This is a genomic window from Desulfuromonas sp. (assembly GCA_002869615.1).
Classification (GTDB): domain Bacteria; phylum Desulfobacterota; class Desulfuromonadia; order Desulfuromonadales; family UBA2294; genus BM707.
In genome coordinates this window covers 1-24931 of the sequence record PKUH01000001.1, presented here as the reverse complement: position 1 = coordinate 24931, position 24931 = coordinate 1, and the positions used below count along the sequence as shown (strand labels likewise).

Sequence of the window (24931 nt, the reverse complement as noted above, 5' to 3'; positions counted from 1 at the left end):
TTGAATCTGTTGCCAAAAAAAAGCCCGGCAGTTGCCTGCCGGGCCTGGAACGATTCCTGAAAATTTTAATTCATTGCTTCTTTGACTTTGTCAAAGCCGAGGCTGAAAGCCTTTTGGTTCAGTTCCTTGAAAGCTTCCGGAACCTTTGCCAAAACCGCCTTCTCGCCAGCTTCACGGGATACGATGTCGGTGAGAGCAATCATGGCGCCGAGCGCCACGACGTTGGCAACGATTTCGCGGCCGATCTCTTCCTTGGCGGCGCGCATGATCGGAATGCGGATGACCTTGTAGTTCCCTTCCGGCGTATTCGGAACGAAGTCATCGTCGAGCAGCAGAACACCGCCGTCCTTGATGCCGTTGGCATACTTGTCGGCTGCTTCCTGGGTCATCGCCAGGCAGGCATCGACGATGGTTGCTTTCGGATAATCAATCGGATCGTCGGAAATGATAACCTCCGACTTTGATGCGCCGCCACGGGCCTCGGGGCCGTAGCTCTGGGACTGGACGGCGTGCTTGCCTTCAATAATTGTGGCCGCTTCAGCCAGGATGATTCCGGCAGTGATCAGACCCTGACCACCGGCACCGGAGAAACGGATTTCATAACGTTCAGCCATTCTTTCCTCCTCAGTGAGTGATCAGGCGCCTTGCGCCCGGTTAATGACTTCCTGATACATCTTGGTGTACTCAGGCTTGTCTTCCTGATGCAGAATGCCGGTCAGGGTCTTGCCTTCGAGTTTTTCGGCCGGCAGTTTGGCAGCTGCGGCAACCGGGATGGCCATTTCCTTGAGACGTTCCATCATCTCGACAACCGAACGGAACTTGTTGCGGCGACCGTAAGTCGTCGGGCAATCATCGAGGATTTCGACCACTGCCATTCCCTTGTGTTTGATCCCTTCGGCGATCAGCTTGTCGATCTGGGTTGCATGGAAAGCGGTGGTTCGGGCAACAAAAGTTGCACCGGCACCGATTGCCAGCTTGCTGATATCGAAAATAGGGTCAGGGTTGCCATAAGGTGTGGTTGACGCCAGGTCACCGGTTGGCGTGCAGGGTGAAAACTGACCTCCGGTCATGCCGTAGATGTAGTTGTTCATGATGACATAGGTCATATCAATATTACGGCGGCAGGCGTGAATGAAATGGTTGCCGCCGATAGCGGTTCCATCACCGTCACCGCCACAAACGATAACGTTCATGTCAGGTTTGGCCATTTTTACGCCTGTCGCAAAGGCTGCAGCACGACCATGGGCGGTGTGCAGCGTGCAGGCGTCGAGGTAGCCCGGCAGGCGGCTGGCGCAACCGATGCCGGAGACGATCGCAGTATTTTTACGATCGAGTTCGCACGTATCCATGGCCCGGATCAGGCCTTTCATGACAATACCGTGTCCGCATCCGGGGCACCAGATATGCGGTAGCTTGCCCGGGCGGATTGAAGATTCATAATCGTAAGCCATTACAGTACCTCCTTGACCTTGTCGGCGATCTGGCCAGGATTGATTGGCTCCCCGTCGACACGATGGACACCGGCAATAGTACAGGCGCCCTGAGCAACTCGCTCAACTTCAAAAATCATCTGGCCGAGATTCATTTCCGGGACGATGATTGCTTTGGCCTGTTTGGCCAGTTCAGCAGTCTGCTTTTCCGGAAACGGCCAGAGAGTGATCGGGCGGAACAGGCCAGCCTTGACGCCGGCCGCACGCAAGTCGTTGACAGCGTAACGGGCACTTCGCGAAGTTGAACCGTAAGCCCAGATGATGACTTCGGCGTCTTCGGTCATGTAAGTTTCGTAGCTTTCGATATCGGCAACGTTGTCATCAACCTTGTCGATCTGACGCCGTTCCTCGGCATCGACCAGTTCAGCCTTGGTGGTCGGAAAGCCATCGGCAGCCTTGTTCAGGCCGGTTACATGAAATTTATAGCCGGATCCGAAAGCCGCCAGTGGTGGTACCTGGCCCTTGGTATCATCGTACGGTTTATATTCTTCCGGTGATACAGACGGAGCTTCGCGATCGATAACTTCCAGTTCGCCGGGCTCGGCAAACTCGACCCGCTCACGCATGTGACCGACGATCTCATCATAGAGCACCTGCACCGGCATCCGATACTTCTCGGCCAGATTGAAGGCACGAATGGTCTCGGTGTAGATTTCCTGGCAGGAAGCCGGAACCAGAGCGATGGCTGCATGGTCGCCATGAGTTCCCCACTTGGCCTGCATGACATCGGACTGCCCCGGTCCGGTCGGCATGCCGGTCGAAGGACCACCACGCATAACGTTAATGATAACGCAGGGGGTTTCGGCGATACAGGCATAGCCGATCAGTTCCTGCTTGAGGGAGACGCCGGGACCTGAAGTCGCAGTCAGCGCCTTGGCTCCGGTTAGCGATGCGCCGATGACCGAAGCCATGGCTGCAATTTCGTCTTCCATCTGAATGAATTTCCCTCCAACCTTCGGCAGTTCGCCCGAGAGAACTTCGGCGACTTCCGTGGAAGGGGTGATGGGGTAACCACCGAAGAATGTGCAGCCGGCGTAAACGGCACCTTGCGCACAAGCTTCGTTCCCCTGTAACAGAGCAACTTTCTTAGCCACTTTGAGCTCCTCCTCTATTTATCTTCAATTTTGTGAACTTTGATTGCAAAATCCGGACAACGGAGTTCGCACTGCATGCAAGCAATGCAAGCTTCCGGCTTTGCGGCCTTGACCACAAAGAGGTCCATCTCCAGTACATTGGTCGGGCAGAATGCAACACAGATGTTGCAGCCTTTACAGTACTGATCAATGATTTCGACTTCACCCTTAGGACTGCTCATTACCGTCTCTCTCCTTTGCTTTTTGGTACCGTCTGTGACGGCTGATAAACGGCGGAATCTTAGCACAATCGCCTGTTATGTACCAGCGATTTGTGCGCTGAAAATTCAATTATAGTGATAATAAAAAACCGATAAAAAAGTCTATTGATTACAGGGTATTAAAAGGTCTGACCAATCTCGATTTTTTGGTGAAACTGAATGAAAAGAAGGGCAATGTTGCCATTGCCCTTCTTTAGATGGCAAATAACAACCCGGGTTTAGATCAGGCCCTGGTTTTTCAGTACGCCAACGAGTTCTTCAACCGCTGCAACAGAACGATCCATGTCTTTCTGCTCGGTTTCGTCAAGCTTGAAGTCGATGATCTTTTCAACACCACCGGCTCCAAGGACACACGGTACGCCAACGTAGAAGCCTTTAACACCAAACTCACCGTCAAGGAGTGCACAGGTCGGCAGAACCCGCTTCTGATCCTTGAGAATCGACTCGGCCATGGCGATTGCCGAAGAGGCCGGGCTGTAGAAAGCGCTACCGGTTTTGAGCAGGGCAACAACTTCGCCACCGGCCTTCTTGGTCCGGTCGACCATGGCTTCCATGACTTCCTGAGCCTTGGCAGCCGAGCCATACTTCTGCTCGAGCAACTCCATGACCGGAATACCCTGAACACTGGCGTAACGAACGAGTGGCACCATGGTATCACCGTGACCACCGAGGGTCATGGCGGTAACGTCTTTGACCGAAACGCCGAGTTCCCAGGCGATGAAAGTCGCGAAACGGGCTGAGTCAAGAACTCCGGCCTGACCCATAACGCGCTCCGGCGGGAAGCCGGTTACTTTCTGGCACAGGGTAACCATGGCGTCAAGGGGGTTGGAAATAACAATAATATGTGCATCCGGAGCGTTGTCACGGATTCCTTCAGCAACCGAGGTCATGATCTTCGAGTTGACTTCGATCAGGTCGTCACGACTCATGCCCGGCTTACGGGGCAGACCAGCGGTTACAATAACAACATCAGCGCCGGCAATACCTTCGTAGCTATTTGTTCCGGTACAGGAAACGTCAAAACCGTCAACCGGGGAAGCTTCAGCGATATCGAGGGTTTTGCCCTGAGGCATATCCTCAACGATGTCAAACATAACGACATCACCCAGTTCACGCAGGCATGCGAGTTGAGCCAACACGCCACCAATCTGTCCACCACCGATTAAAGCAATTTTAGGTCTGGCCATTTTTCTCTCCTTTAACTGAATAATTAAATTTCGCCTGTCATCAAATACCGGCAACTTTGGGCAAGAAACAAGAGTAGAATCTTCTCATAAAAGAACGCTGTATACAGTATACAAACAAGGTATGGCTGTCAAGAGGACTTTGTATGTTAAAGGCTGTTTTTCGGTCACGATTATCTGTTCATTGGGCCTCGACATCCGGAGAGTTCCAAATTGCCAGTCCGGGTAATTCTTTTCTTTAAAAATGAACTGATATTGAACAAGATTAGTCGGCAGTTTTCACTGCCTCGTGACTTTGTGGTCCGGCTGCGCTGATCTGGAAATAAAAAGGCCGGAGCAACACTGCCCCGGCCTTTTGTACCAAATTAAATTGAATAGCAATTACATCGCATCAATTATGGCGTTATATGTGGCGCTCGGGCGCATCGCGGCAGCCGCCTTGGTCGGGTCAGGACGGAAGTAACCGCCGACATCAACCGGCTCACCCTGGCAATCGATGAGTTCCTGGTCGATCTTTTCGGCATTTTCTGTCAGGTCGGCCGCAACTTTCTCAAAGCGGGCTTTCAGTTCAGAATCCTTGTCTTGGGCGGCGAGAGCCTTGGCCCAGTAGACCGAGAGCCAGAACGAGCTGCCGCGGTTGTCAATTTCCTTGACTTTCCGTGACGGCAGCTTCTGGTTTTCCAGGTACTGGCCGATCGCTTCATCAAGCGTTTCGGCGAGAACCGTTGCTTTCGGATTGTTGTCGGCTTTGGCCGCTTGCTCCAGGGAAGGAACGAGCGCGCAATATTCACCGAGGGAATCCCAGCGGATGTGACCTTCCCGGAGTAATTGCTCGACATGTTTTGGAGCAGAACCGCCGGCACCGGTCTCGAACAGGCCGCCGCCGTTGATCAACGGTACAATCGAAAGCATCCGAGCCGAGGTTCCGAGTTCAAGAATCGGGAAGAGGTCAGTCAGATAATCCCTGAGGACGTTACCGGTCACTGAAATGGTGTTCAGTCCCTTGCGAACCCGCTCCAGAGAAAACTTCATTGCATCGACCGGTGCCATGATCCGGATGTCAAGCCCGGTGGTATCATGTTCAGGCAGATACTTGTTGACCTTCTTGATAATCTCGGCATCATGACCGCGTTTTTCGTCGAGCCAGAAGATGGCCGGCTCTCCTGAATCTTTGGCACGATTCACTGCCAGCTTGACCCAGTCCTTGATCGGAATGTCTTTTGCCTGGCTGGAACGATAGATATCGCCTGGTGAAACCGGTTGTTCCATAAGCACGGTTCCGTCGGAAGCCACAACCTGGAACTTACCGTTGGCAGGAGCTTCGAAGGTTTTGTCGTGAGAGCCGTATTCCTCGGCTTTCTGTGCCATCAGGCCAACATTGGCAACACTGCCCATGGTTGCCGGGTCGAACTGACCGTTCTTGTTGGCATCTTCGCAGATCTCGCGGTACATGGTGGCGTAGCAGCGATCCGGGACCATGGCGATAGTGTCCTGCAGTTCGTCTTGCAGGTTCCACATTTTGCCACCGTCTCGGACTACGTTCGGCATCGAGGCATCGACGATAACGTCGTTCGGGACGTGCAGGTTGGTGATGTTTTTGCGTGAGTCGACCATGGCCAGGGCGGGGCCGGATTCGTAGCATTTACTGATGTCGGCTTCAATTTCAGCTTTTTTGTCAGCCGGCAGCTTTTCAAGTTTTGCGAGAATGTCACCCATACCGTAGTTGGGGTTGGCACCAATTTCCTTAAGGGTGGCTGCGTGTTTGTCAAGGGCGTCCTTGAAGTATACCTTGACGCAGTGACCGAACATAATCGGATCGGAGATCTTCATCATGGTTGCTTTGAGGTGGAGCGACAGAAGAACATCTTTCTCCTTTGCCTCTTGTGCCGTTTTGGCGTAGAAATCCTGGAGTTCAGCAGCCTTCATGACCGAGCTGTCGAAGACTTCGCCAGCCTGCAGCGCTACTTCTTTCTTGACATCTACGTTTCCGGCTTCATCGACAAACTGGATTTTAACAGTGTCGGCAGCATCCATGGTTACCGATTTCTCGGTTTCATAGAAGTCGCCACTCTCCATGTGTGCAACGCGGCACTTTGAAGTGCCAGGCGCTGGCCAGTCTTTCATCATGCGATGCGGGTTTTTCTGGGCAAACTTCTTGACCGAGGTGGCGGCACGGCGATCGGAATTGCCTTCGCGCAGAACCGGGTTTACGGCCGAACCGAGAACCGCGGCGAAACGCTCCTGCAGTTTTTTTTCTTCCGGAGTGTTGGCTTCTTCCGGATAGCTTGGAATATCGTAACCTTTTGCCTGCAGTTCCTTGATGCATGCCTGGAGCTGGGGAATCGAGGCCGAAATGTTCGGCAGTTTGATCACGTTCGCTTCCGGCTTCTTGACCAGGTCGCCCAGTTCTGACAGATAGTCTGGAATTTTCTGCTCATCAGTCAACTTGTCCGGGAAGTTTGCAATAACGCGGCCCGACAGGGAAATATCCTTGGTTTCAACTTCAATGCCAGTCCCCCTGGTGAAGGCCTGGACAACCGGCAGAAAAGCATAGGTCGCCAAGGCCGGAGCTTCATCGATTTCTGACCAGATAATTTTTGCCATTTTCTCTCTCCTTGTTCTTCTATGATATTGATGTTCACTGTTGAAAAACAGATGTTCAATATATGATAAATAATGACCGTCGCAAGTTGTTCCGACGGCCGGATGGATTGTATACAGTATACAAACGGCTGTAGGCTGTCAAGAAAAAATCCGAACCTTTTCGGGGTCCGGATTTGTCTGTTAAGAGAGTTTTTTTGTTGGTAAGCACGTTTTATTTTTTGCTGCTTCCTTTTGCCGGTTGCTGGAAGATTTTTGACTCTCTAGCGGTCGCCCGCGCCTCATCTTTTTCCTCTTCCGAAACATCGCGCGGGATCGTCAGCACCTGGCCCGGGTAGATCTGTTGCGGGTCCTTGATCTGGTCCCGATTGGCCTTATAGATCAGTGGCCAGAGCAGGGCGTCACCATATACTTTACGTCTGGCCGCAATCGCGAACAGGTTTTCTCCTCGTCGAACCCGGTAGTTTGAAGCGGGCTTGTAGCCGTCATTATCGCCGTTTGCCCGGATTTCGGACAATTTCTGCTCATCATAAATTGTTCCGAGAACTTCAAAGTATTTGCTACGCTGGATCTCCAGCTTGAGAATGTACTCTTCGGCTGAATCGAGTTGTTCTTCGGTCGCTTCGATCTGGTGGCGATACGCTTCGATTTCAGCGGCGTGGCTTTTGATGATTGCATCAAGCAGAGCCAGATGCGCCGAATCATCACCGGCATCGACCAGTTCGCGGCCTTTTTCGAGGTCTTTCTGTGCCGCCCGGTACTGCTCGGGAGCTATCCGGCCCGCTCCGGAGAAGTAAGCATTTGATACGGCAGTCTCGGCGAGTTCAAGCTCTGGCGGAATATGGCTGGCGCATCCGCCGAAAAGCAGAGGGCAAGTTATAAGAAATGATATTAAGATTCTATTCATTGTTCCGGATTTTCGAAATCGCGTTTCGGGTGTCAGTCTGTCTTTTTTCTCGCCAGGCGGATACCGAGTTCGCGGAGCTGTTTTTCGTCAACGACACCCGGTGCTTCAGACATCATATCAGTCGCTTTCTGGGTTTTCGGAAAGGCAATGACGTCACGTATTGAGTCGGCTCCGGTCAGGATCATCATGATCCGGTCGAGGCCAAAGGCAATTCCGCCATGCGGTGGAGCACCGAATTCGAGCGCATCAAGCAGGAACCCGAACTTTTCTCTTGCTTCTTCATCGTCGATACCGAGCAAGGCAAACATCCGGCTCTGCACGTTCTGATCATGGATACGGATTGAACCACCACCGATCTCGGAGCCATTAAGGACGAGGTCATAAGCTTTGGCCCGGGCTTTGCCGGGGTCGGTCTCGAGCAGCGGGATGTCTTCGTCAAGTGGAGCCGTGAAGGGGTGATGGACGGCGACATGGCGCCGCTCTTCGCCATCCCATTCAAGAAGCGGAAACTCGGTAACCCAGACAAATCGGTATTCTTTCGGGTCGGCCAGGCCAAGTTTCTGTCCGAGATGGCCGCGCAGGCGTCCGAGGGCCTCGTTGGTCACGGTCGCCGTATCGGCAACAAACATCAGCAGGTCACCCGGTTCGGCAGAAAGCGCCTGCCCGATTGCTGCGAGTTCGTCTTTGTTAAAAAATTTCGCAATAGGTGATTGCCAGCTGCCATCTTCCTGGATCTTGACCCAGGCCAGTCCTTTGGCGCCATAAATACCGACGAATGCGGTCAGATCGTCGAGTTCTTTGCGTGAGAAGGTTGCACAGCCCTTGGCGTTGATGGCCTTGACCAGACCGTCTTTGGCAGCGACGTCGGCGAAAACCTTGAAGCCGCAGCCTTTGACGATTTCGGTAATATTGACCAGTTCCATGTCGAAACGAAGATCGGGATTGTCGACTCCGTAGCGTTCAAGAACTTCATTAAAAGTCATGCGCGGCATCGGTAGTTGGAGTTCGATACCAAGGCTGTTTTGAAAGATTGCGGCGATCATACCTTCCATAATCGACATGACATCATCGTGATCAACAAAAGAGAGTTCGCAATCAATCTGGGTGAATTCCGGCTGCCGGTCAGCCCGCAGATCTTCATCCCGGAAGCATTTGACGATCTGGAAATAACGGTCGAAGCCGGAGACCATCAATAGCTGCTTAAACAGTTGCGGTGACTGGGGCAGGGCATAAAAGTTGCCCGGATTAACCCGACTCGGAACAAGGTAGTCACGGGCACCTTCCGGAGTACTCTTGGTCAGGACCGGGGTTTCAATCTCGAGGAAATTGTTGTCGGTCAGGTAGTTGCGCACGGTCTGTGCGACCTTGTGGCGCATGATCAGATTCTGTTGAACGGTTTCCCGGCGCAGATCGAGATAGCGGTACTTGAGCCGGAGGTTTTCAGCAACTTCAGTGTATTCATCAAGCATGAACGGTGGTGTTTTGGCCGGATTAAGAATTTTCAGCTCGGTAATTTCGACTTCAACATCACCGGTTTTCATCGAAGGGTTCACGGTCCCTTCCGGGCGTGGCGAAACCTTGCCTTTGGCGGCAATAACGAACTCGTTGCGAACTGCTTCCGCCCTGGTATGGGACTTGAGGTCCCGATCCGGATCAAGGGCGAGTTGGCCGATTCCGGTGCGATCACGCAGGTCGATAAAGATCAGGCCGCCATGGTCGCGGCGCCGATGCACCCAGCCCATCAGGCAGACCTCCTGGCCGATGTGCTCTGCTCTTAAATCGCCACAATAATGAGATCGTTTCCAGTCGCCGAGAATGTCGCTCACAGCGTTCCTCCATTTAATACGAAAATATGCGGCGCAGCCGCTCTGTTTGCAGTTTCAGGTCGTTTTAGACAGCGGTTCAGTATAGACATTTGAAGTTTGTCGTCAAGAAGTTATTTGCGGGTATTCAGGAGACCGCTTCCGCCAGGACGGAAGCAATATTGCTCAGCTCAATCTCCTGCTGGCTGCCATCGCTCATGTTCCGCAATAATGCCTTGCCGGAGGCGAGTTCATCCTCTCCGAGAATCAGGGTGAATCTGGTTCTGATTTTATCCGCTCGTTTTAGCTGAGCCTTCAGACTTCTGCCGTGATAATCCATTTCGGCGCAGATACCTTTGCGCTGCAATTCGGTCAGGATGCAGAACCCTTCGGCAATCGCCGGGGCGCCGAGGGCCGCAATGAAAAGTTGCGGAACATCATCACTAATGGTGCTGGAACCCTGCAGCAGGAGCGCCAGGCGCTCAACGCCCATGGCAAAACCGATGCCGGGAAGTTCCGGGCCACCGAGAGCTTTGATCAGCCCGTCATAACGTCCGCCCGCGGCAACCGCATTCTGCGAGCCGAGATTGCCGGTAATCATTTCAAAAGTGGTTTTGGTGTAATAGTCAAGTCCGCGGACCATGCGTGGGTTGATACTGTAGGCGACGTCGATCTGATCAAGGTGGTTTTTGACCGCAGTAAAATGGTCGTTGCAGACGGCACAGAGTTGGTCGAGCATGTCGGGTGCATCAATTGTTGCGTCCTTGCAGCCGGGAACTTTGCAATCGAGGACCCGGAGCGGATTCGCTGTGTAACGTCGACGGCAATCATCACAGAGCTGATCCAGTCTCTTTTTCAGAAAGGCAGTCAGTTCGTCCCGAAAATCCGGCCGGCATTCCGGACAGCCGAGCGAATTGATCTGCAACTCAACATCATTGATCCCGATTTCAGTAAAGAAATGGGACAGCATCGCCAGAACCTGGGCATCGATTTTCGGATCGTCTGCTCCGATCACCTCGGCACCGATCTGGTGAAATTGGCGGTAACGCCCTTTTTGCGGCCGTTCATAACGAAACATCGGACCTGAATAGTAAAGCTTCTGAATCGGGTCGGCATTGTACAGCTTGTGCTGGATCAGTGATCGCATAACCGGAGCAGTTCCCTCCGGCCGCAGGGTCAGTGAATTGTCACTCCGGTCATTAAAGGTGTACATCTCCTTTTCAACGATATCGGTGGCTTCACCGATCGATCGGCAAAAGAGTTCCGTTTTTTCGACGACCGGTACGCGGATCTCACTGAATCCGAAACTTTTGAAAATGCGGTGGGCGTTTGCTTCGATGAACTGCCAGGTCGAGATCGTTTCCGGCAGGATGTCATTCATACCTTTGATGCCTGTAATACTCACTGTTTGCTCTTCTCTTTCAACGTAAAATGAACGCCCCGGAAAGCTCTCCGCGAGACGCCTGGTTCAGCGGGGTGGTGAAGCTTCTCAGATTTCAAGTAGACTGTCAATCCGGTAAACACCGACCGGGATCCTTTTCCCTTTCAGGGTCATCGGTTCCAGCGGCGTGGCCAGAACCTTGCCCTTGACCTGGCGATAGGTTGTCTCCGAGACCAGAACTTCTCCCGGCTTGGCAAGGCCCTGTAGCCGGGCGGCAATATTAACACTGTCGCCGATGACAGTATATTCCATCCGTTCTTTTGAGCCGATATTGCCGGCGATTACCGGGCCGGTATTGAGGCCAATACCCTGATCGATAGTTGGCAGCCCCTGGCCAGATCTGATCCGGTTGAAAGCTTTAACCTCTTTCTGCATTGCTATGGCGCAGCGCACCGAGGACATTGCATCGTCAACGCCGGGGAACGGTACGCCGAACAGAGCCATGACCGAATCCCCCATCAGTTTATCAACCACGCCGTCATACTTTGTAACGACATTGATCATCCGCGTAAAATAGTCGTTCAGCAGATCAACCACCTGTTTTGGCGGTAGTCTTTCGGCCAATGATGTGAACCGGCGGATATCCGAGAAGAGAATGGTGATCATCATCTCTTCGCCACCAAGTTTGATTTCGTCCTTTCGTTTCAGTAACCGTTCAGCCAGTTGTTTGCTGACATAACGTTCGAACGTCTGCTTGATGAACTCCTTGTCGCGCAGATTTTCGGTCATGTCATTAAACGCCTGGGTCAGGACCCCAATTTCGTCGCGCCGGTAAATATCGATCGTTTGATCGAGACGTCCGGCGCCAACGGCCCGGACGCCACGAAGCAGGGAGTGAACAGGACGAACGGAAACGCCGGCGAGGGCATAGGCAACGATGATTCCGATCACCAGGGCAACAGCCGTCAGGATAGCGAGTCGATAGCGCATCGCCAATATTTCCCTGTTGACCCGCTCGTCCGAAAGGCCGAGATGGATTGCACCGAGACGAACCGGCTTGTCGGCCAGCGTAAAGATCGGAACCTGCAGGTCATAGATCGTGTCTTCGCCCCGGCCGATCTGTTTGACCTGATAGTCCTGCTGGCTGTCGATCAACTCTGTTTGAGCCGGTAGTTGATAGGTTCCGCCAACGCTGTTGACATCGCTGGCAGCCCTGATTTTTAATTCGTTGTCAACAATCATGGCATAGCGGATGCCGGGAGAACGGGCAGCGTTGGTGATTGCTGAGAAGAGAGACAGATCGTCGCCGGTCAGGAGGGGATCCTCGGCGTTGAAGGCTACCCCGCGAGCGATACCCAGACCTTTTTCGATGCTTTCCCGGATCAGGGATTCACGGAAATTCTGTTCCAGGGTAAAGATGACGCCGACCATGAGCAGACCACTGAAAACAGCCATGGTAAAGGCAAACTTGAAACGCAGACTTGAGAAAAATCCGATCTTGGGAAGCTTCTTTTGCTGTGGTTACCTAGCCACCCTGAAACTCCTTTATTTTTTTCAATTTGCGTCGGGCCTTTTCGATGTTCATTTTTGCTTTGTCATGATCCGGGGCTATAACCAGAACCTGTTCCCAGGCCGAAACCGCCTCGGCATACTTTCCCTTGGTGTATAGCTCGATGCCCCGGAGGTAAAGTTTGTTTTCGTCACCCGGTTTTGTTTCGATCAGCTTAATCTTGTCGAGTCTCTGTAAAGCTGTTTTTGCGTCGGTGTTGTAGGGGTCGAGTTTGAGCACTTCGTTGAAAGTTTTTTCGGCGCCTGCGAAGTCTCCTTTGTCGAGGGCGGCATAACCGGTGCCGACAAGATCTGTAATCGATGTTGTCAGTTTGCTGCGACCCTTTTCCAGCCCGGCCAACGCAGTCTTGTTAGCCGGGTCAAGGTCGAGTGCCTGACGATAGCTGGAAACGGCGGCCTGATACTCTCCGTTCAGTATATGCCGCCGGGCTTCATCAAGCGCAGCAGTAATCGACGATGAAACTTCGCTCTCCAGAGCAGAAAGCTCCTTCTTTGCATTATGCTCGGGATTGATGTCAAGAATCCGCCGGTAAAGAGTGCGGGCCTTGGCGTAATCTTTCGTGTTGCGTGCTTTGCGAGCCGCCGTAAGAAGGGAATTGACCTTGTCGGTCCGGGCCTTGTCTATCGATGCAAGCTCACGCCGGATTTCCGCCGAGTCTTTAAGCGCAAGAGCGTTGCGGAAATGTTTTTTCGCCTGGTCGAGCTGGCCGGCACTTCGAGCCCGACGCCCCCACTGAACTTCCTGGGAAACCAGTGAATTGGTGAGGGATTCAAGTCGGGCCAGTCCCTGTTTCGCTTCAGCGTAATCGGGCGAAAAATTCAGGGCTTTTGTGAAAGCGCTTTTCGCTGCTTTGATCTTCCCCTCATCAAGAGCCTTGTTGCCGGCATTAACCGCTGAAATGGCTTGTTCGTGTTTACTTTTGCCAATTTTTTGCAGACCATCGAGAGCCCGCCTGTTGTCCGGTTCGAGATTGATGACCTTGTTGTATTGCGCTTCGGCCGCTGCGAAGTCATTCCGCGCGAGCAAAGCCTGACCGTTATCAATAAGCTGATTTATTTCCTGCTGCAGGGCATTGAGTGCTTGCTGGCGCAGGCTTTGTCCTTCCCGGTTTTCCGGCTGCATCGCCAGGCCACGGTTGGCGCTGGTGACAGCGGCCGGATAATCATTCCTCAACAGGGCCTTCCTGGCATCGGCGAAAGCACCAGCGGCATCAGAAGCCATCCGTTCCTGTGTCTTTTGCCGATAGGCAAGACTGCGGTTTTCATTCGGTCGGATAGACAGTACGGTATCGAATTTTTCGAGTGCCTTGTTATATTCGCCACGGGAGAAGAGGACCCGGCCTTCTTCGAACAGGGTGTCTATGGCGCCATTTTCTGCATTGGCCAGATTGACCACCGCTTTTGAGTTTGCCGGATCGCGCGCCAGAACCTGCAGGTATATTTTGCGGGCTTGATCATGTTTTCCCTGTTGAAGGTAGATGTTTCCGGCGAGAAGAAGATCCTTGATGCGCGGAGCCGCGATATCGGTTAATGGCTCGACCGCCCTGATTGCCTTGTCCCATCTTTTTTGTTGTGACAGTTGCAGGGCACAGTTGTACAACATTGCCCGGGTACTGTCTTCCAGTTCCTCCGGGGCATTCGGGTAGGCGGCCCGGAGTTTTTCAACAGCCGATGTATAATTGCCCTGATTGTAATCGAGGGAGCCGAGATAGTAGAGAACAAGCGGACTGTCCGGTGTCAGTTCAAAAGCTTTCAGGAACGACTGCCGGGCCCCCGCATTATCATTCTTACCGAGCAGTTTCAGCGCCCGGTTGAAATGCAGCGCATAGAGGTAGTCGCGGGCCGACTGGTCATCGGGGTAGTTGTTGAGATACTTCGAGATAAAGGACTGGGCTTCTTCTTCCCGGCCGCTTCGGGCGGCGATGTCGCCAAGCAGACGGTACACTTCGACCCGGTCGGGGTCGAGCCGCAAAACTTTCAGTAATACCTCTTCCGCGGCTGCGAAATTGTCGCTTTCAAGGTATGCCAGGCCGACATTGTAATAGGCATTAATCAGTGGAAAAACATCGGGTGAATCGAGGCCGCCGAGGGCTTCGGCCTGCTCGAGGTAGAGCATGGCGCTATCCTGGTCTCCCAGCTTCGAAAATGCGATGCCCATATTGTACTGCATCTCAATCGAATCAGTATAGGCAGGATAGGCGATTCTGAGCTCTTTGAGCCCCTCTTTGATCAGATTTTCCCGGATCAGAGCGACCCCGAGAAAATAGTGCAGAGTCGGGTTGTCCGGGTCGACTTTGAGAGAAAGTCGATACCGTTCAATCATCGAGTTTTCAGCTGCCGAGACAACGGTGCTGACCGTGGCCGGGATCAATAGTAAAAGCAGAAGGTAAAGCAGAATTCCATTTTTAATGGAAAATATCATCAGGCTTCCTGACTTCTGTTTGGGCTGGCAACTCGGATGACATTCCGCTCTTTTTTTCCATTGAACATAGCCTTGTCGGCCATGTCGATCAGGTCAAACTTGTTCCCGGTGTGGTAGGGATATGTCGCATAACCGATAGTCGCTGTGACCTTGGCATTAATCCCCTCATCCTGCAGGAAGGTTGTGCCGGCAATGGAGGCCCGCATTCTTTCTGCTGCAATGCGTGCCCCCTCTTCATCTGTTTCGACGAGCAGGGCCGTAAATTCGTCTCCACCGTAACGGAAGAGGGTGTCGACTTCGCGAACCGATGATCTGAGGACAGCGGCAACTTCGGTCAGGGTTTTGCTCCCGGCCAGATGGCCATGCGTGTCGTTGATCTGCTTGAAATGATCGAGGTCGAGAAAAATAATTGAAAATTTCAAATCATACCGTGATGCACGGCTGATTTCCTTCTCGATAGCCAGGTGCAGATAACGGTGATTGAAGAGGCCGGTCAGGTCGTCGGTGTAAACCAGCTCGCGGGTACCGAGAAACTGAAAGGCATTATCAAAGCCGAGACAGATCTGTTCTGAAAGAAAAAGCAGGTTTTCGGTCGTTTCCAGTGTTTCCATGCGGTCGTCCGGAGCGTTGCAGAGGATGATAGCACCTTTTATGTCGCCCTGGCACGGAAGAGGGAGAATGCCGATGGAGTTGACATCTTCGGGCCATCCGGATGAAGTGGTGAACTCGCTTCCGTCAAGGAATCTGAGTCTGCCCTGCGGATCGATCATTGGGAGCATTGTCTGGGCAATAGCGCGGCCTTCATTTTCGTTCATGCTGATACAGGAACGGAGTACCGGAGCCGAATTGTTGCCATACATGAAGGCGATCCCTCGACCGCCGCCCAATTCCTGTAGCATCGAGTTGATCGATTGTGGCAACAATCGATCGAGATCGATCAGCGAAGCGAGGTTCTGACCTTTCTGGAAAAGCTCGATTTGACTTTTCAGGGAACTGTTCTCATTGAGCAGACGACGTTGCTCAATACAGGTATGGACGAGATGGCGCAATTCGTCCGGATTAAATGGTTTTATGATGTAGTCACGGGCGCCGTTTTTGAGCGCCTGGATAGCGCTCTCGGTGGTCGCATGGCCTGTCACCATGATGACATCGGGGGAATTTCTGATATTTCGTGAGGCCCGCAAAACTTCGAGACCATCGACTCCCGGCATGTTCATGTCGGTCATGACAAGATCAATTCCGCCCTGCCTGATTCTGGTAACCGCTTCTTCACCGGATGCAGCTGTTTCAATCAGGTAATCATCCGATTCAAGCAGTTCAGAGTACAGGCGGAGGAAGAACAATTCATCATCGACGACCAGGATGGTTGCTTGTGTCATTTCGGATCCCTTGAAGATTGCAGGTTAAACCTAGTAAAAATAACAGCTTGAACAAGATTTTGTCAACGAAAAAGCCCCTTTTTCCAATGTGTTATAGCCCAGCCATTGCCGGTAGTGAGATACCGGATCGATCCGTCAAGGTCGGTTCGATCAATGCGGCATGATGATTTCTTAATCTGTTCAATCATTGTTGGGTCAGGATGCTTGTAACGGTTGTTGTAGCCAACGGAAATAAAGCTGAGCCCGGGGGCATAGGTATTCAGTAATGGTTTCGGGTTGGAATAGCGGCTGCCATGGTGCGGTATTTTTAAAAGATTAACCGGACCTGGCGGCGCCGAAGAAACGAGCATCCGGATCCCTTCCTTTTCGAGGTCGCTGGTCAGCAGAACGCCATCATTGCCGGTTGCAGCATAAAGAACGAGTGATTGATCGTTCTTTTTTTGCCGAACGGTTCTGATCGTGAATATTTTAAACAAACTGGTTCCGGTCGAGAGATCCTGCCAGCCCGGTTCAAATTGACGGTACGGGATTTTTTTTGCATTCAATACTTCTTCCAGGTCCGGATGCAGTTCTTCGGCAGATTGGCCGCACCAGAACTCTTTGACCTTGAAATGTTTGAGTATATAGACAAGCCCCTTCCGATGGTCCGGGTGGTCATGGGTCAGGATAACAGCCTCGAGCCGGTCGATTCCGAGTGCACCGAGGGCCGGTGCGACGACCTTCTCTCCAATGTCGAAGCGGTCACTGTAGAGACCACCGCCATCGACCAGGTAGCTTTTGTTATTCGGAAATTGCAGCAGGGTCGAATCACCCTGGCCGACATCGAGAACTGTTACGGTGAGCGGACGGGGCGATTGAAAGGCAAAAGCCGAAATCGCAATAAAGATCGATAAGCCGCAGATAACAAATCTCCATTGCTCAGTCGCCCGATAGAGTAAGAACAGAGTTGCCGCCAAAATGATCGGCACCAGTATTTCGACTGATGAGGAATAAATTGTGACAGCGTTCAGGTAATCGCTATTGACGATTGTATGGCAGAAAGTAAAAAACATGGAAAGGATGACTGCTGCAGATTTGAACAGCAGAAGCGACAGCGGTGCCGAGAACAGTTGGCACAAGGTCGCGACAAGGATGATCGGGACGATTATCAGCGAAACAAGAGGGATCGCAAGCATGTTGAGCAATGGCCCGGCCGGCGCCAGGATATGGAAATGCATGAGCACCAGTGGCATTGTTGCTGCAGTTGCCGACAGGTTGGCGGCCAGCAGCCCGAGAGGGTAGCGCAGGTAGAGCGGTTTGTCGGCCAGGCGATGCCGCCAGAGCGGGAACAGGAGAGCGATGCCGGCGGCACCGGCAAATGAGAGTTGAAACGATGGTTCGAAAAGGGCCAGCGGGTCGGCCACCAGGATTATGAAGGCGGCTACAAGCAGGATGTCGAACGGTCGGCTGCGGCGCGCCATGCCGCAGAGGAGAACAATAGCGACCAGCATGATAAACGCCCGTAGGGTTGAAATTGCCGAGCCGGTCAAAATCATGTAGCCGAATAGAAACGGTACCAGTAACGGCGGCAGAATGCGCCGCGGCGGTGGCTTGTGCTGACCGATCGGAATGGCCAGGTAGACATATCGACAGAGTGCATAGAGAAATGCAGCAACCAGCCCGATATGGAGTCCGGAGATGGCGAAGAGATGGGCCAGACCGCTCTGTGCCAGGAGCTGACGCTGCTGTTGCGTGATTGCGCCCCGGTCTCCGGTTGTCAGGGCGTTAACCAGGGGTGCTGACTCGCTGTCGATGTTTGAAAGAATCTGTTGACGCAACCTCGCGCGCCATCGCCTGATGCGGTTGATGATACTCTCTTTGACTTCATCTGCGATTACGGCGAGATTGGCAGTCTGTTCGGTATATCCGGTGGCGATAATGTCGCGCCGTTGCAGGTAGCGGACATAATCGAAACCTCCCGGCGTCGCAAAGTTCCGGGGAGGGCGCAGTCTGGCCATGAGTCGGACCCGGTTTCCGGGGGCGATGTCCGAATTGTCAATATCGGCATAAATCCGGAGAGCTCCGGGCACAGGTATCGTCCCGTTGCCATTTTCGACCACAACCGATTCAAGATCAATGCGCAGCCCGTTTTCGGGCCGGCTGTTCAGGGTCCGGATCGTTCCCTCAATCCGTATGTTTTGGTGACTGGAGAGGCTTTTTTTTAGCTCGGACGGAATGTCATGAGATATAAATACGTTGTAGCTGCTCAGTCCGGTCAGGAAAAGAAAAAGCACCATGACGACCGGAAACAGCCTGGTTCGCGCGGCTGGCAGCGCCAGAGCCGCCAGAATAAAAGGAAAGCTGTGGAACAGCTCGAACCAGTAGAGAAAAGGAGCGGCAGACAGACCGGCCCCGTAACTTGTCAATCCCCCTCCGATTTTCATTTATCGTATCTCTATACTGACCTATCGATTGGTCCCGATGGCGGCAACGAGACGCAGGAATCTATTGAGCTCTTCCGGTGTTGTTGGGGTATCGGCCAACCCGGCAAGTTGCAGGTAATCGTCCGGAGACGATGATCTGGCCCGGAAAGAGAAGCGGTCGAGGCCGCCCCGGTGCGGAATATTTATTTCGATCTGATTGGTCCCTTTTTCAAGGAAAAACGATCCGGAATAAATCTCAGTGAAATACGGTTTTGGATCGATTTTGAAATAATCCTTGCCGTTCAGCATCCCTGAAAAAGGGCTTTTTCCCTGCACATTCATGGAGAGATCGTAAACTCCCGGTTGTTCAATCTCAAACAGGTGACTGTATTCGGACTGGCCGCTGTCCGAGCGGACCCACTCTCCCTTGATCGGACCCTTGTAAAGGTCGGTGCAGCAGACAGCGCCGCTCGGCGTGGGCGCTGATTCTGCTTCCAGTTCCAGCGTTTCCGGACGCCCGGGCAGCAGCCCTTCGAGTTCCAGAGCCTGCAGGGCAGTCACAGCCATATACCTGTTTTCAAGTGGCCGGTCGAATTCCCATCCGGAGTGCGGAGCGATGTTGCGGGCCGGCGGTGCTTCGAGGACTATGTAATCGATACCGCCGCGCGACGGTATTGTCATCTCGGCGTTCAGCCGACCGGCCGTCAGGTCGATCGTTCCGAAGGTCACCTTGCTGAAATTGGTAGTACCGTCTGCTGCCAGTTCGTGCTCATTGATCGCGAGCTGGTAGCCCGGCTTGAACAGCGATGCTTTAATGGTGTAGCGACCGGAGAGCGGCAGAAGGAATTCAAGCCGCGGCGTGATCCTGCGCCCCGGAGCCCGCTGCCAGTTCTTGCCGCTGAACTTACCGAAGGTGAGGATCTCTTTCGGGGCCAGTGGCGCCTCGGCATCGGGGATAACGATATCTTCAAATTCAAACCGCCAGGTGCGGCGACCGTTAAGGATGGTCAGGTAATCTTCATTCTCAGGTTCATCGGGCAGGCCGAAAGACCAGCCGAGGCTTTGAACCAGTTCGACAGCGAGATCGCGTTGGGACAACCGACCTTGCTTATCCGTCTCAGCTGCATAACAATGCATTGTTGAAAATACAAAAATGATCAATATCAAAATTGTTCGGATCATTGGTACTCCAGTTGTTTTTATATTGAACCAGATCGACATTTTATCACATTTAAGCGTTTTTCAGAGCCAATAAGAACTAAAACTGTTTTTTGTATATGCCAAATCACTGAAATTGAAAAGGATTTCAGTGGTTTGGCTAGTTTCTCTGATGGGGAGGCGGTTCCACGACATATATCATGAATTTAGCAATTGAAAAAAGATGATTCAGATATGAATAAAGATAAGTATTTACTGTAGTTTTTGGTTTTTAATCGATTCTGAATATTTGTTTGGCATGGTAAATGTAAAATTCTCCTCTTTTGGTATTGTATTGTTAAACGAAAGTTTCGATTGTCATCATAATGCTTTAAATGTTCTGTGCTCGGCATTAATCGTTGTTTTGACTCGTAATATTACATTACTCCATCGCGCTTTTTATCAGGAGGCTCCATGCACAACGCAAGAATTATTTGTCTGGTACTGGTCTTGACTCTGCTCCCGACGGCTTTACTGGCTTTTGATCTGACCCAGTTGCGGCTGAATGGTTTCGTTTCGCAGGGTTATATGAAAACGGATAAAAATGACTGGCTGGCGACCGATTCTACGGATGGAACGACCCAGATTCTTGAAGCGGGTTTAACCATTAATGTTCCGGTCAATGATAAACTGCGGGTCGGCATGCAGTTCCTCTCCAGGGACCTCGGCGACGAGGGGAACAACGACATCCGTCTTGACTGGGCTTTTGGAGATTATCGTTTCGATGATGCTCTGGGCGTTCGTCTCGGTAAAGTCAAGATGCCGATCGGCCTCTACAACGAAGGGCGTGACTCGGACTTCCTGCGCAACATGGCCTTCCTGCCGCAATCGGTCTACGATGAAACCCGCCGCAATCTGCTCGTCGCCTCCCAGGGTGGGCAGCTCTATGGCAATATATCACTCGGTGCTGCCGGTGATCTTGATTATGCCGCCTATGGTGGCCAGATCAACTTCCCGGATGATTCGCCGACTCTTCAAGCTTTTTTTGGTTTTGCCCAGATGGCCGAAATGAATTTCGGTGGGAATAATGACCAGTTATTGAGCATATCAGCTGACAATGAATATGTTTATGGTGGTCGGTTTATGTATAACACCGTGTTGGATGGATTGAAAGTCGGCGTTTCTTTTTTTGAAGGTAAGGCAGACTTTAGATTACAAACTGACACTCCTGGGAAAGTCAACAATCTACGAGTTCGATTGGAACAGATGTATATCGGTTCTCTGGAGTACGCAACACCGTATCTTATTTTTGCCGGAGAATACATCCAGTTTGAACAGCCGGCAGAATATAATGAATTTGGTCAGATATCTCCATCACCGGCATTGCCGAACCCAGATGATTCAATGGGATACTATGCGATGCTGACGGTTCCGACCCCGGGGTTTGAAGCTCTCTCCTTTACAGTGCTCTATGATGCTTTTTATCGTGATAAAGGTGATAAGGATGGAGTTGCTCAATCTGTTGCAAACGGTGGAATGCCAGCGCATTATTTCTATCGTGAAGATTTTGGTGTCGGCTTTCGGTACGATTTCAGCGGCAACTGGCTGATCAAGGCCGAGTGGCACGATATTGAAGGAGCGGACCTGTTAACGAATTATTTCAACGATGGTCCGGGGGCGTTTAACACTGAAAAAGACTGGAACTATTATATCTTCAAAACGTCCTTCAACTTTTAATACATGAACCTTCCCAAGCCTAAAATATACGGAGGCTATACGATGAAATATTTGATATGTGTCCTGACCCTTTCAATGCTCCTGGTCAGTTCAGTCGCGTTCGCTGCTGATTATGTGGTGATTACCAATAAATCAAATCCGGTAACGGTTGTCTCGGCCAAGGAGGTCAAGAATATTTATCTCGGTAAACAGCGTAGTTGGAACGATGGCTCACAGGTTACCGTTTATACCCAGACGGCTTCACCGGTGAATGGAGCTTTTCTTAAGAAAATAGTGAAAAAATCGCCGCAGCAGTATTCAACTTTCTGGAAAAAATCACTCTTCACCGGCACCGGATTGCCGCCGAAAGATTTCCCGGATGATGCTGCCATGAAAAAGGCGGTTGCTGCCAAGGCCGGTGCGATCGGCTATATTTCAGCAGCGTCACTGGACGATTCAGTCAAGAAGCTGGATATCAATTAAGCAGGTATCCTGAACGAGGGGTTATGATTCTTTTCAGCGGTATCAAATTCAAGATCTGGATCTGTGTCGGGGTCGTTGCTCTCGGCTTTCTCGTAGCGACAGTCGTGACCTTCAATGCCAACAATCAGTTGGTCAATGATCTCAGTAGCTTGCGTGATGCCGATTTTCCTCTTTCCTTACGCGGTACCGAGGCTCAGAATGTTTTTTTGAAACAATCCAGCTTTTATGAGGATGCCTTCCTTCTGGCCGATGAAGAAGCCCTTGAAAAGGCGAATATCCTCGGCAATACGGTGCTCTCACTACTCGATGAAATGGTTGAACTCTCAACAGAGGGTGGCAAGGTAAACACCAAATTCCATCAAGCCCTGATTGAATTCCGCGAAAATTATGCCGGTTACAAGGCGAAAGCCAGCAAATACTACACGATGCTGGCTGAAGGGGAGGATGTCGCATCGCTGCAGGATGAGATTCGGGAAGTTGGCCAGTTACAGCAGAGCTTGACCGCCGCAATTTACGATCTCAACCAGACGCATGTCGCTTCAGTCGAAGATCAGATCGCTGCTGGCGAATCTCTCGCTAACAACACATCAAATCTGATTCTTGTTTTGTTTCTGGCTTTCATGGTTCTTTCGGCTGTGATTATCAATATTGCCTCGGGGAGACTGTTGATCAAACCGATCCGGTCAGTTCAGAATCTGGCGACACGTCTTGCCGAAGGCGACATCGATGCTGCCAGGACTTTTGAAATCAAGGCGGACGGTGAGGTTGGTGATCTGGTCAAGGCGATGACCGGGATGGCCGATAACCTGCGTGAGATGGTTCTCAAGGTCAATAGTTCATCTGATCAGATAACAGAAATTTCTGCAAATCTGACCAGCACGGCCCGGCAGGTGGATAAATCAGCACGTGGACAGGTAGAGGAGGTTGGTAAAACCTCTGCTGCGATCGAGCGGATTGATAACTCGGTTGCTGATGTTGCCCGTTCAATGGGCCATATCACTGCGACTTCCGATGATGTGACCACGTCAATACTCGAGCAGGTTGCGAGTACCGAGGAGATCGCCCAGAATGTCGAGAACCTGTCCGAATCGGCCGAAAACGTCAATTCATCGATTGTTGAGATCGCGAGCAATATCAAACAGGTTTCCGAAAGTGTTTCCGGGTTGAAGGAAGAGGCCGATGTGACCGCCTCGTCGGTAGCTGAAATGGAAAGTTCAATCCGCCAGGTTGAACAGGGAGCAAAGGATACAGCCGAGATTACAGCAAGCGTTCGGCAGGATGCCGAGGCCGGCCAGAAGGCTGTAGATGCGACAATTTCCGGAATGTCACGCATCAAGGAAACATCCGAACAGGCCGCCCAGGCCATCAACTCCTTTTCCGACAAGGCCCAGAATATCGGTGAAATTCTTTCAGTGATCGACAATCTTGCCGACGAGACAAATCTTTTGGCGCTGAATGCAGCCATCATCGCAGCACAGGCCGGAGAACATGGTCGCGGTTTTGCCGTGGTGGCCGACCAGATCAAGGAGCTGGCGGACCAGACATCGTTGTCGACCAAGGAAATCGTGTCGATAATCGAGGGCGTTCAGATGGAAAGCCGCAATGCCGTCAGTGCAATCAATGAAGCAGAGAAAAACATTTCCGAGGGCGAAAGCCTCTCGCTCCAATCAGGTGAAGCCCTGAAGAAAATCGTCTCCGGATCGCAGCAGGTCGCCGGAGAAATGAACAAGATATCTTCGGCCACGCGCGAACAAGTCAAAGGCGGTGAGATGATCCGGATTGCCATGGATCGTGTCTCCGATATGGTCAATCAGATTGTATCCGCTATTCGTGAACAGGAATCGGGCAGTAAATTAATCATTTCCGTCTCGGAAAACATGCGTGACCTGACCGGTAAGATCAACACATCGACCCGTGAGCAGAGTGATGCAAGCCGGAATGTTGCTGCCGGCATGGAAGAAGTTAACGGTATGATCCAGAAGGTCAACATGGCTTGCGATGAGCAACGGAAAGAGAGCCAGCAGATCGTCGAGGCTGTCGCCGGGATCAATCTGTCAGCACAGGGGAACCTGAAAGCGACTGCTGTAGTCAGTGATGCCGCAGGATCGCTCAAGACCCAGACCGACATGCTGTTACAGGGGATTGGTAAATTCAAGGTCGGCAATGGCCGCAGCGCCAGCAACATTGTGCCGCTGCCGAAGGTTGCAGGAACCGGTAGCGAAAAGACTGACCGGGAAGTTGTTCTGGACGTTGATGAGTCAGGAGCTGTCAACGATTCGCCGGATAAAATTGAGACCTGATTACGATCAGAAAAAAGAATTCCAAGGGAACGCCAGACGGCGTTCCCTTTTTTGTATAAATGCTGGCCGGTTGAATAGACTGATAAATTCGTCGTTGTAAATATTTTGTTTCTCTCGCAGTGGATAAGGAAACGTTCCAGATTCTCAATGAATTATGATAGTATAATCAGATTGTTTTTCTTGCAATGGCTGGTCCGATTGGTTTGGATGTTTTTTCGCGGGTGTACCTGGCCTGATTTAACTGAAAAAATATCCAGGGGAGGGTTCGGATGGAATATTTCATGTTGCGATTGAGCTTTCGACGCGTGATGCTCGTGCCGTTTCTTTTGCTGCTGGTTCTCGGTTGCGAGCGCGAGGTGAAACCGATTAAAATCGGTTTTGTCGGAGGTTTGACCGGTCGCGTAGCGGGGCTCGGTATCTCAGGGCGTGATGGGGCCTTGCTGGCGGTCGAGGAAGTCAATGCGGCGGGTGGCATCAACGGGCGCAATGTCGTTATTGTGGTCAAGGATGACAAACAGGATCCGACTGCAGCGAAACAGGGTGTTGCCGAACTCATTAAAGAGGATGTTGTCGCCATTATCGGACACATGACCAGTTCGATGACTGCTGTGACGCTGCCGCTGGTCAACCAGGCTGAGAAGTTGATGATCAGCCCGACCAGCAAATCCGACCTTTTCAGCGGTAAGGATGACTACCTTTTACGGGTGACGGCCCCCAGCAGTTTCAACGCAAGAAAAATTGCCGAACTGGCCTGCCAGGAAATGGGATTGAAGCGTTTTGCTGTTGTTTATGATCTCAACAACG

At 51.9% G+C, this 24931-nt stretch carries 18 protein-coding genes; 4 read left to right on the top strand and 14 right to left on the bottom strand.

What is annotated here, in order from left to right:
* Positions 1-65 precede the first annotated feature (65 nt).
* The 14 genes from C0623_00090 to C0623_00025 form a co-directional block, all read right to left on the bottom strand.
* The gene (locus C0623_00090; GenBank protein PLY03787.1) at positions 66-614 is read right to left on the bottom strand and encodes a 2-oxoglutarate ferredoxin oxidoreductase subunit gamma; all 549 of its coding nucleotides are present in this window, start codon (positions 612-614) and stop codon (positions 66-68) included.
* Between the two features lie 21 nt (positions 615-635).
* On the bottom strand, positions 636-1451 hold the full coding sequence (locus C0623_00085; GenBank protein ID PLY03786.1) for a 2-oxoacid:ferredoxin oxidoreductase subunit beta: 816 nt from the start codon (positions 1449-1451) through the stop codon (positions 636-638).
* Complete coding sequence (locus tag C0623_00080; protein ID PLY03785.1) at positions 1451-2584, bottom strand: 2-oxoglutarate synthase subunit alpha; 1134 nt, start codon at positions 2582-2584, stop codon at positions 1451-1453. The genes C0623_00085 and C0623_00080 overlap by 1 nt, the downstream gene beginning before the upstream one ends.
* Before the next feature lie 14 nt (positions 2585-2598).
* Positions 2599-2805 carry a tungsten formylmethanofuran dehydrogenase gene (locus C0623_00075; GenBank protein ID PLY03784.1) on the bottom strand — a complete coding sequence of 69 codons (207 nt, stop codon included), beginning with the start codon at positions 2803-2805 and terminating at the stop codon, positions 2599-2601.
* A gap of 257 nt (positions 2806-3062) precedes the next feature.
* A complete protein-coding gene (mdh, locus tag C0623_00070) occupies positions 3063-4031 on the bottom strand; it encodes a malate dehydrogenase (protein ID PLY03783.1) in 969 nt (322 codons plus the stop codon).
* Positions 4032-4409: 378 nt separating this feature from the next.
* The gene (locus C0623_00065; protein PLY03782.1) at positions 4410-6632 is read right to left on the bottom strand and encodes an NADP-dependent isocitrate dehydrogenase; all 2223 of its coding nucleotides are present in this window, start codon (positions 6630-6632) and stop codon (positions 4410-4412) included.
* A 211-nt stretch (positions 6633-6843) separates the two neighbouring features.
* On the bottom strand, positions 6844-7536 hold the full coding sequence (locus C0623_00060) for a hypothetical protein (protein ID PLY03781.1): 693 nt from the start codon (positions 7534-7536) through the stop codon (positions 6844-6846).
* A 32-nt stretch (positions 7537-7568) separates the two neighbouring features.
* Positions 7569-9362, bottom strand: a complete 1794-nt coding sequence (locus tag C0623_00055; protein PLY03780.1) for an aspartate--tRNA ligase — start codon at positions 9360-9362, stop codon at positions 7569-7571.
* A 124-nt stretch (positions 9363-9486) separates the two neighbouring features.
* Entirely contained in the window at positions 9487-10743 is a 1257-nt protein-coding gene (locus tag C0623_00050; protein PLY03779.1) for a histidine--tRNA ligase, read from the bottom strand.
* Between the two features lie 84 nt (positions 10744-10827).
* Complete coding sequence (locus tag C0623_00045) at positions 10828-12174, bottom strand: hypothetical protein (protein PLY03778.1); 1347 nt, start codon at positions 12172-12174, stop codon at positions 10828-10830.
* A 70-nt stretch (positions 12175-12244) separates the two neighbouring features.
* Positions 12245-14710 (bottom strand): hypothetical protein, encoded by a 2466-nt coding sequence (locus C0623_00040; protein ID PLY03777.1) that lies wholly within the window; start codon positions 14708-14710, stop codon positions 12245-12247.
* Positions 14710-16089, bottom strand: a complete 1380-nt coding sequence (locus C0623_00035) for a diguanylate cyclase response regulator (protein PLY03776.1) — start codon at positions 16087-16089, stop codon at positions 14710-14712. Before C0623_00035 ends, C0623_00040 begins: the two co-directional genes overlap by 1 nt.
* Positions 16090-16151: 62 nt before the next feature.
* Entirely contained in the window at positions 16152-18512 is a 2361-nt protein-coding gene (locus C0623_00030) for a DNA internalization-related competence protein ComEC/Rec2 (protein PLY03775.1), read from the bottom strand.
* 21 nt (positions 18513-18533) lie between these two features.
* Complete coding sequence (locus tag C0623_00025; protein ID PLY03774.1) at positions 18534-19673, bottom strand: hypothetical protein; 1140 nt, start codon at positions 19671-19673, stop codon at positions 18534-18536.
* A 429-nt stretch (positions 19674-20102) separates the two neighbouring features.
* Between C0623_00025 and C0623_00020 the strand changes: the two genes are divergently transcribed.
* The 4 genes from C0623_00020 to C0623_00005 all read left to right on the top strand — a co-directional run.
* Positions 20103-21365, top strand: coding sequence for a hypothetical protein (locus tag C0623_00020; GenBank protein ID PLY03773.1), 1263 nt, complete (start codon positions 20103-20105; stop codon positions 21363-21365).
* 3 nt (positions 21366-21368) lie between these two features.
* Positions 21369-21827, top strand: a complete 459-nt coding sequence (locus tag C0623_00015; GenBank protein PLY03772.1) for a phosphate ABC transporter substrate-binding protein — start codon at positions 21369-21371, stop codon at positions 21825-21827.
* 23 nt (positions 21828-21850) lie between these two features.
* Complete coding sequence (locus C0623_00010) at positions 21851-24127, top strand: methyl-accepting chemotaxis protein (GenBank protein ID PLY03771.1); 2277 nt, start codon at positions 21851-21853, stop codon at positions 24125-24127.
* A 308-nt stretch (positions 24128-24435) separates the two neighbouring features.
* Positions 24436-24931, top strand: a 496-nt coding sequence (locus tag C0623_00005; protein PLY03770.1) for an ABC transporter substrate-binding protein, incomplete at its 3' end; no start/stop codon positions are given.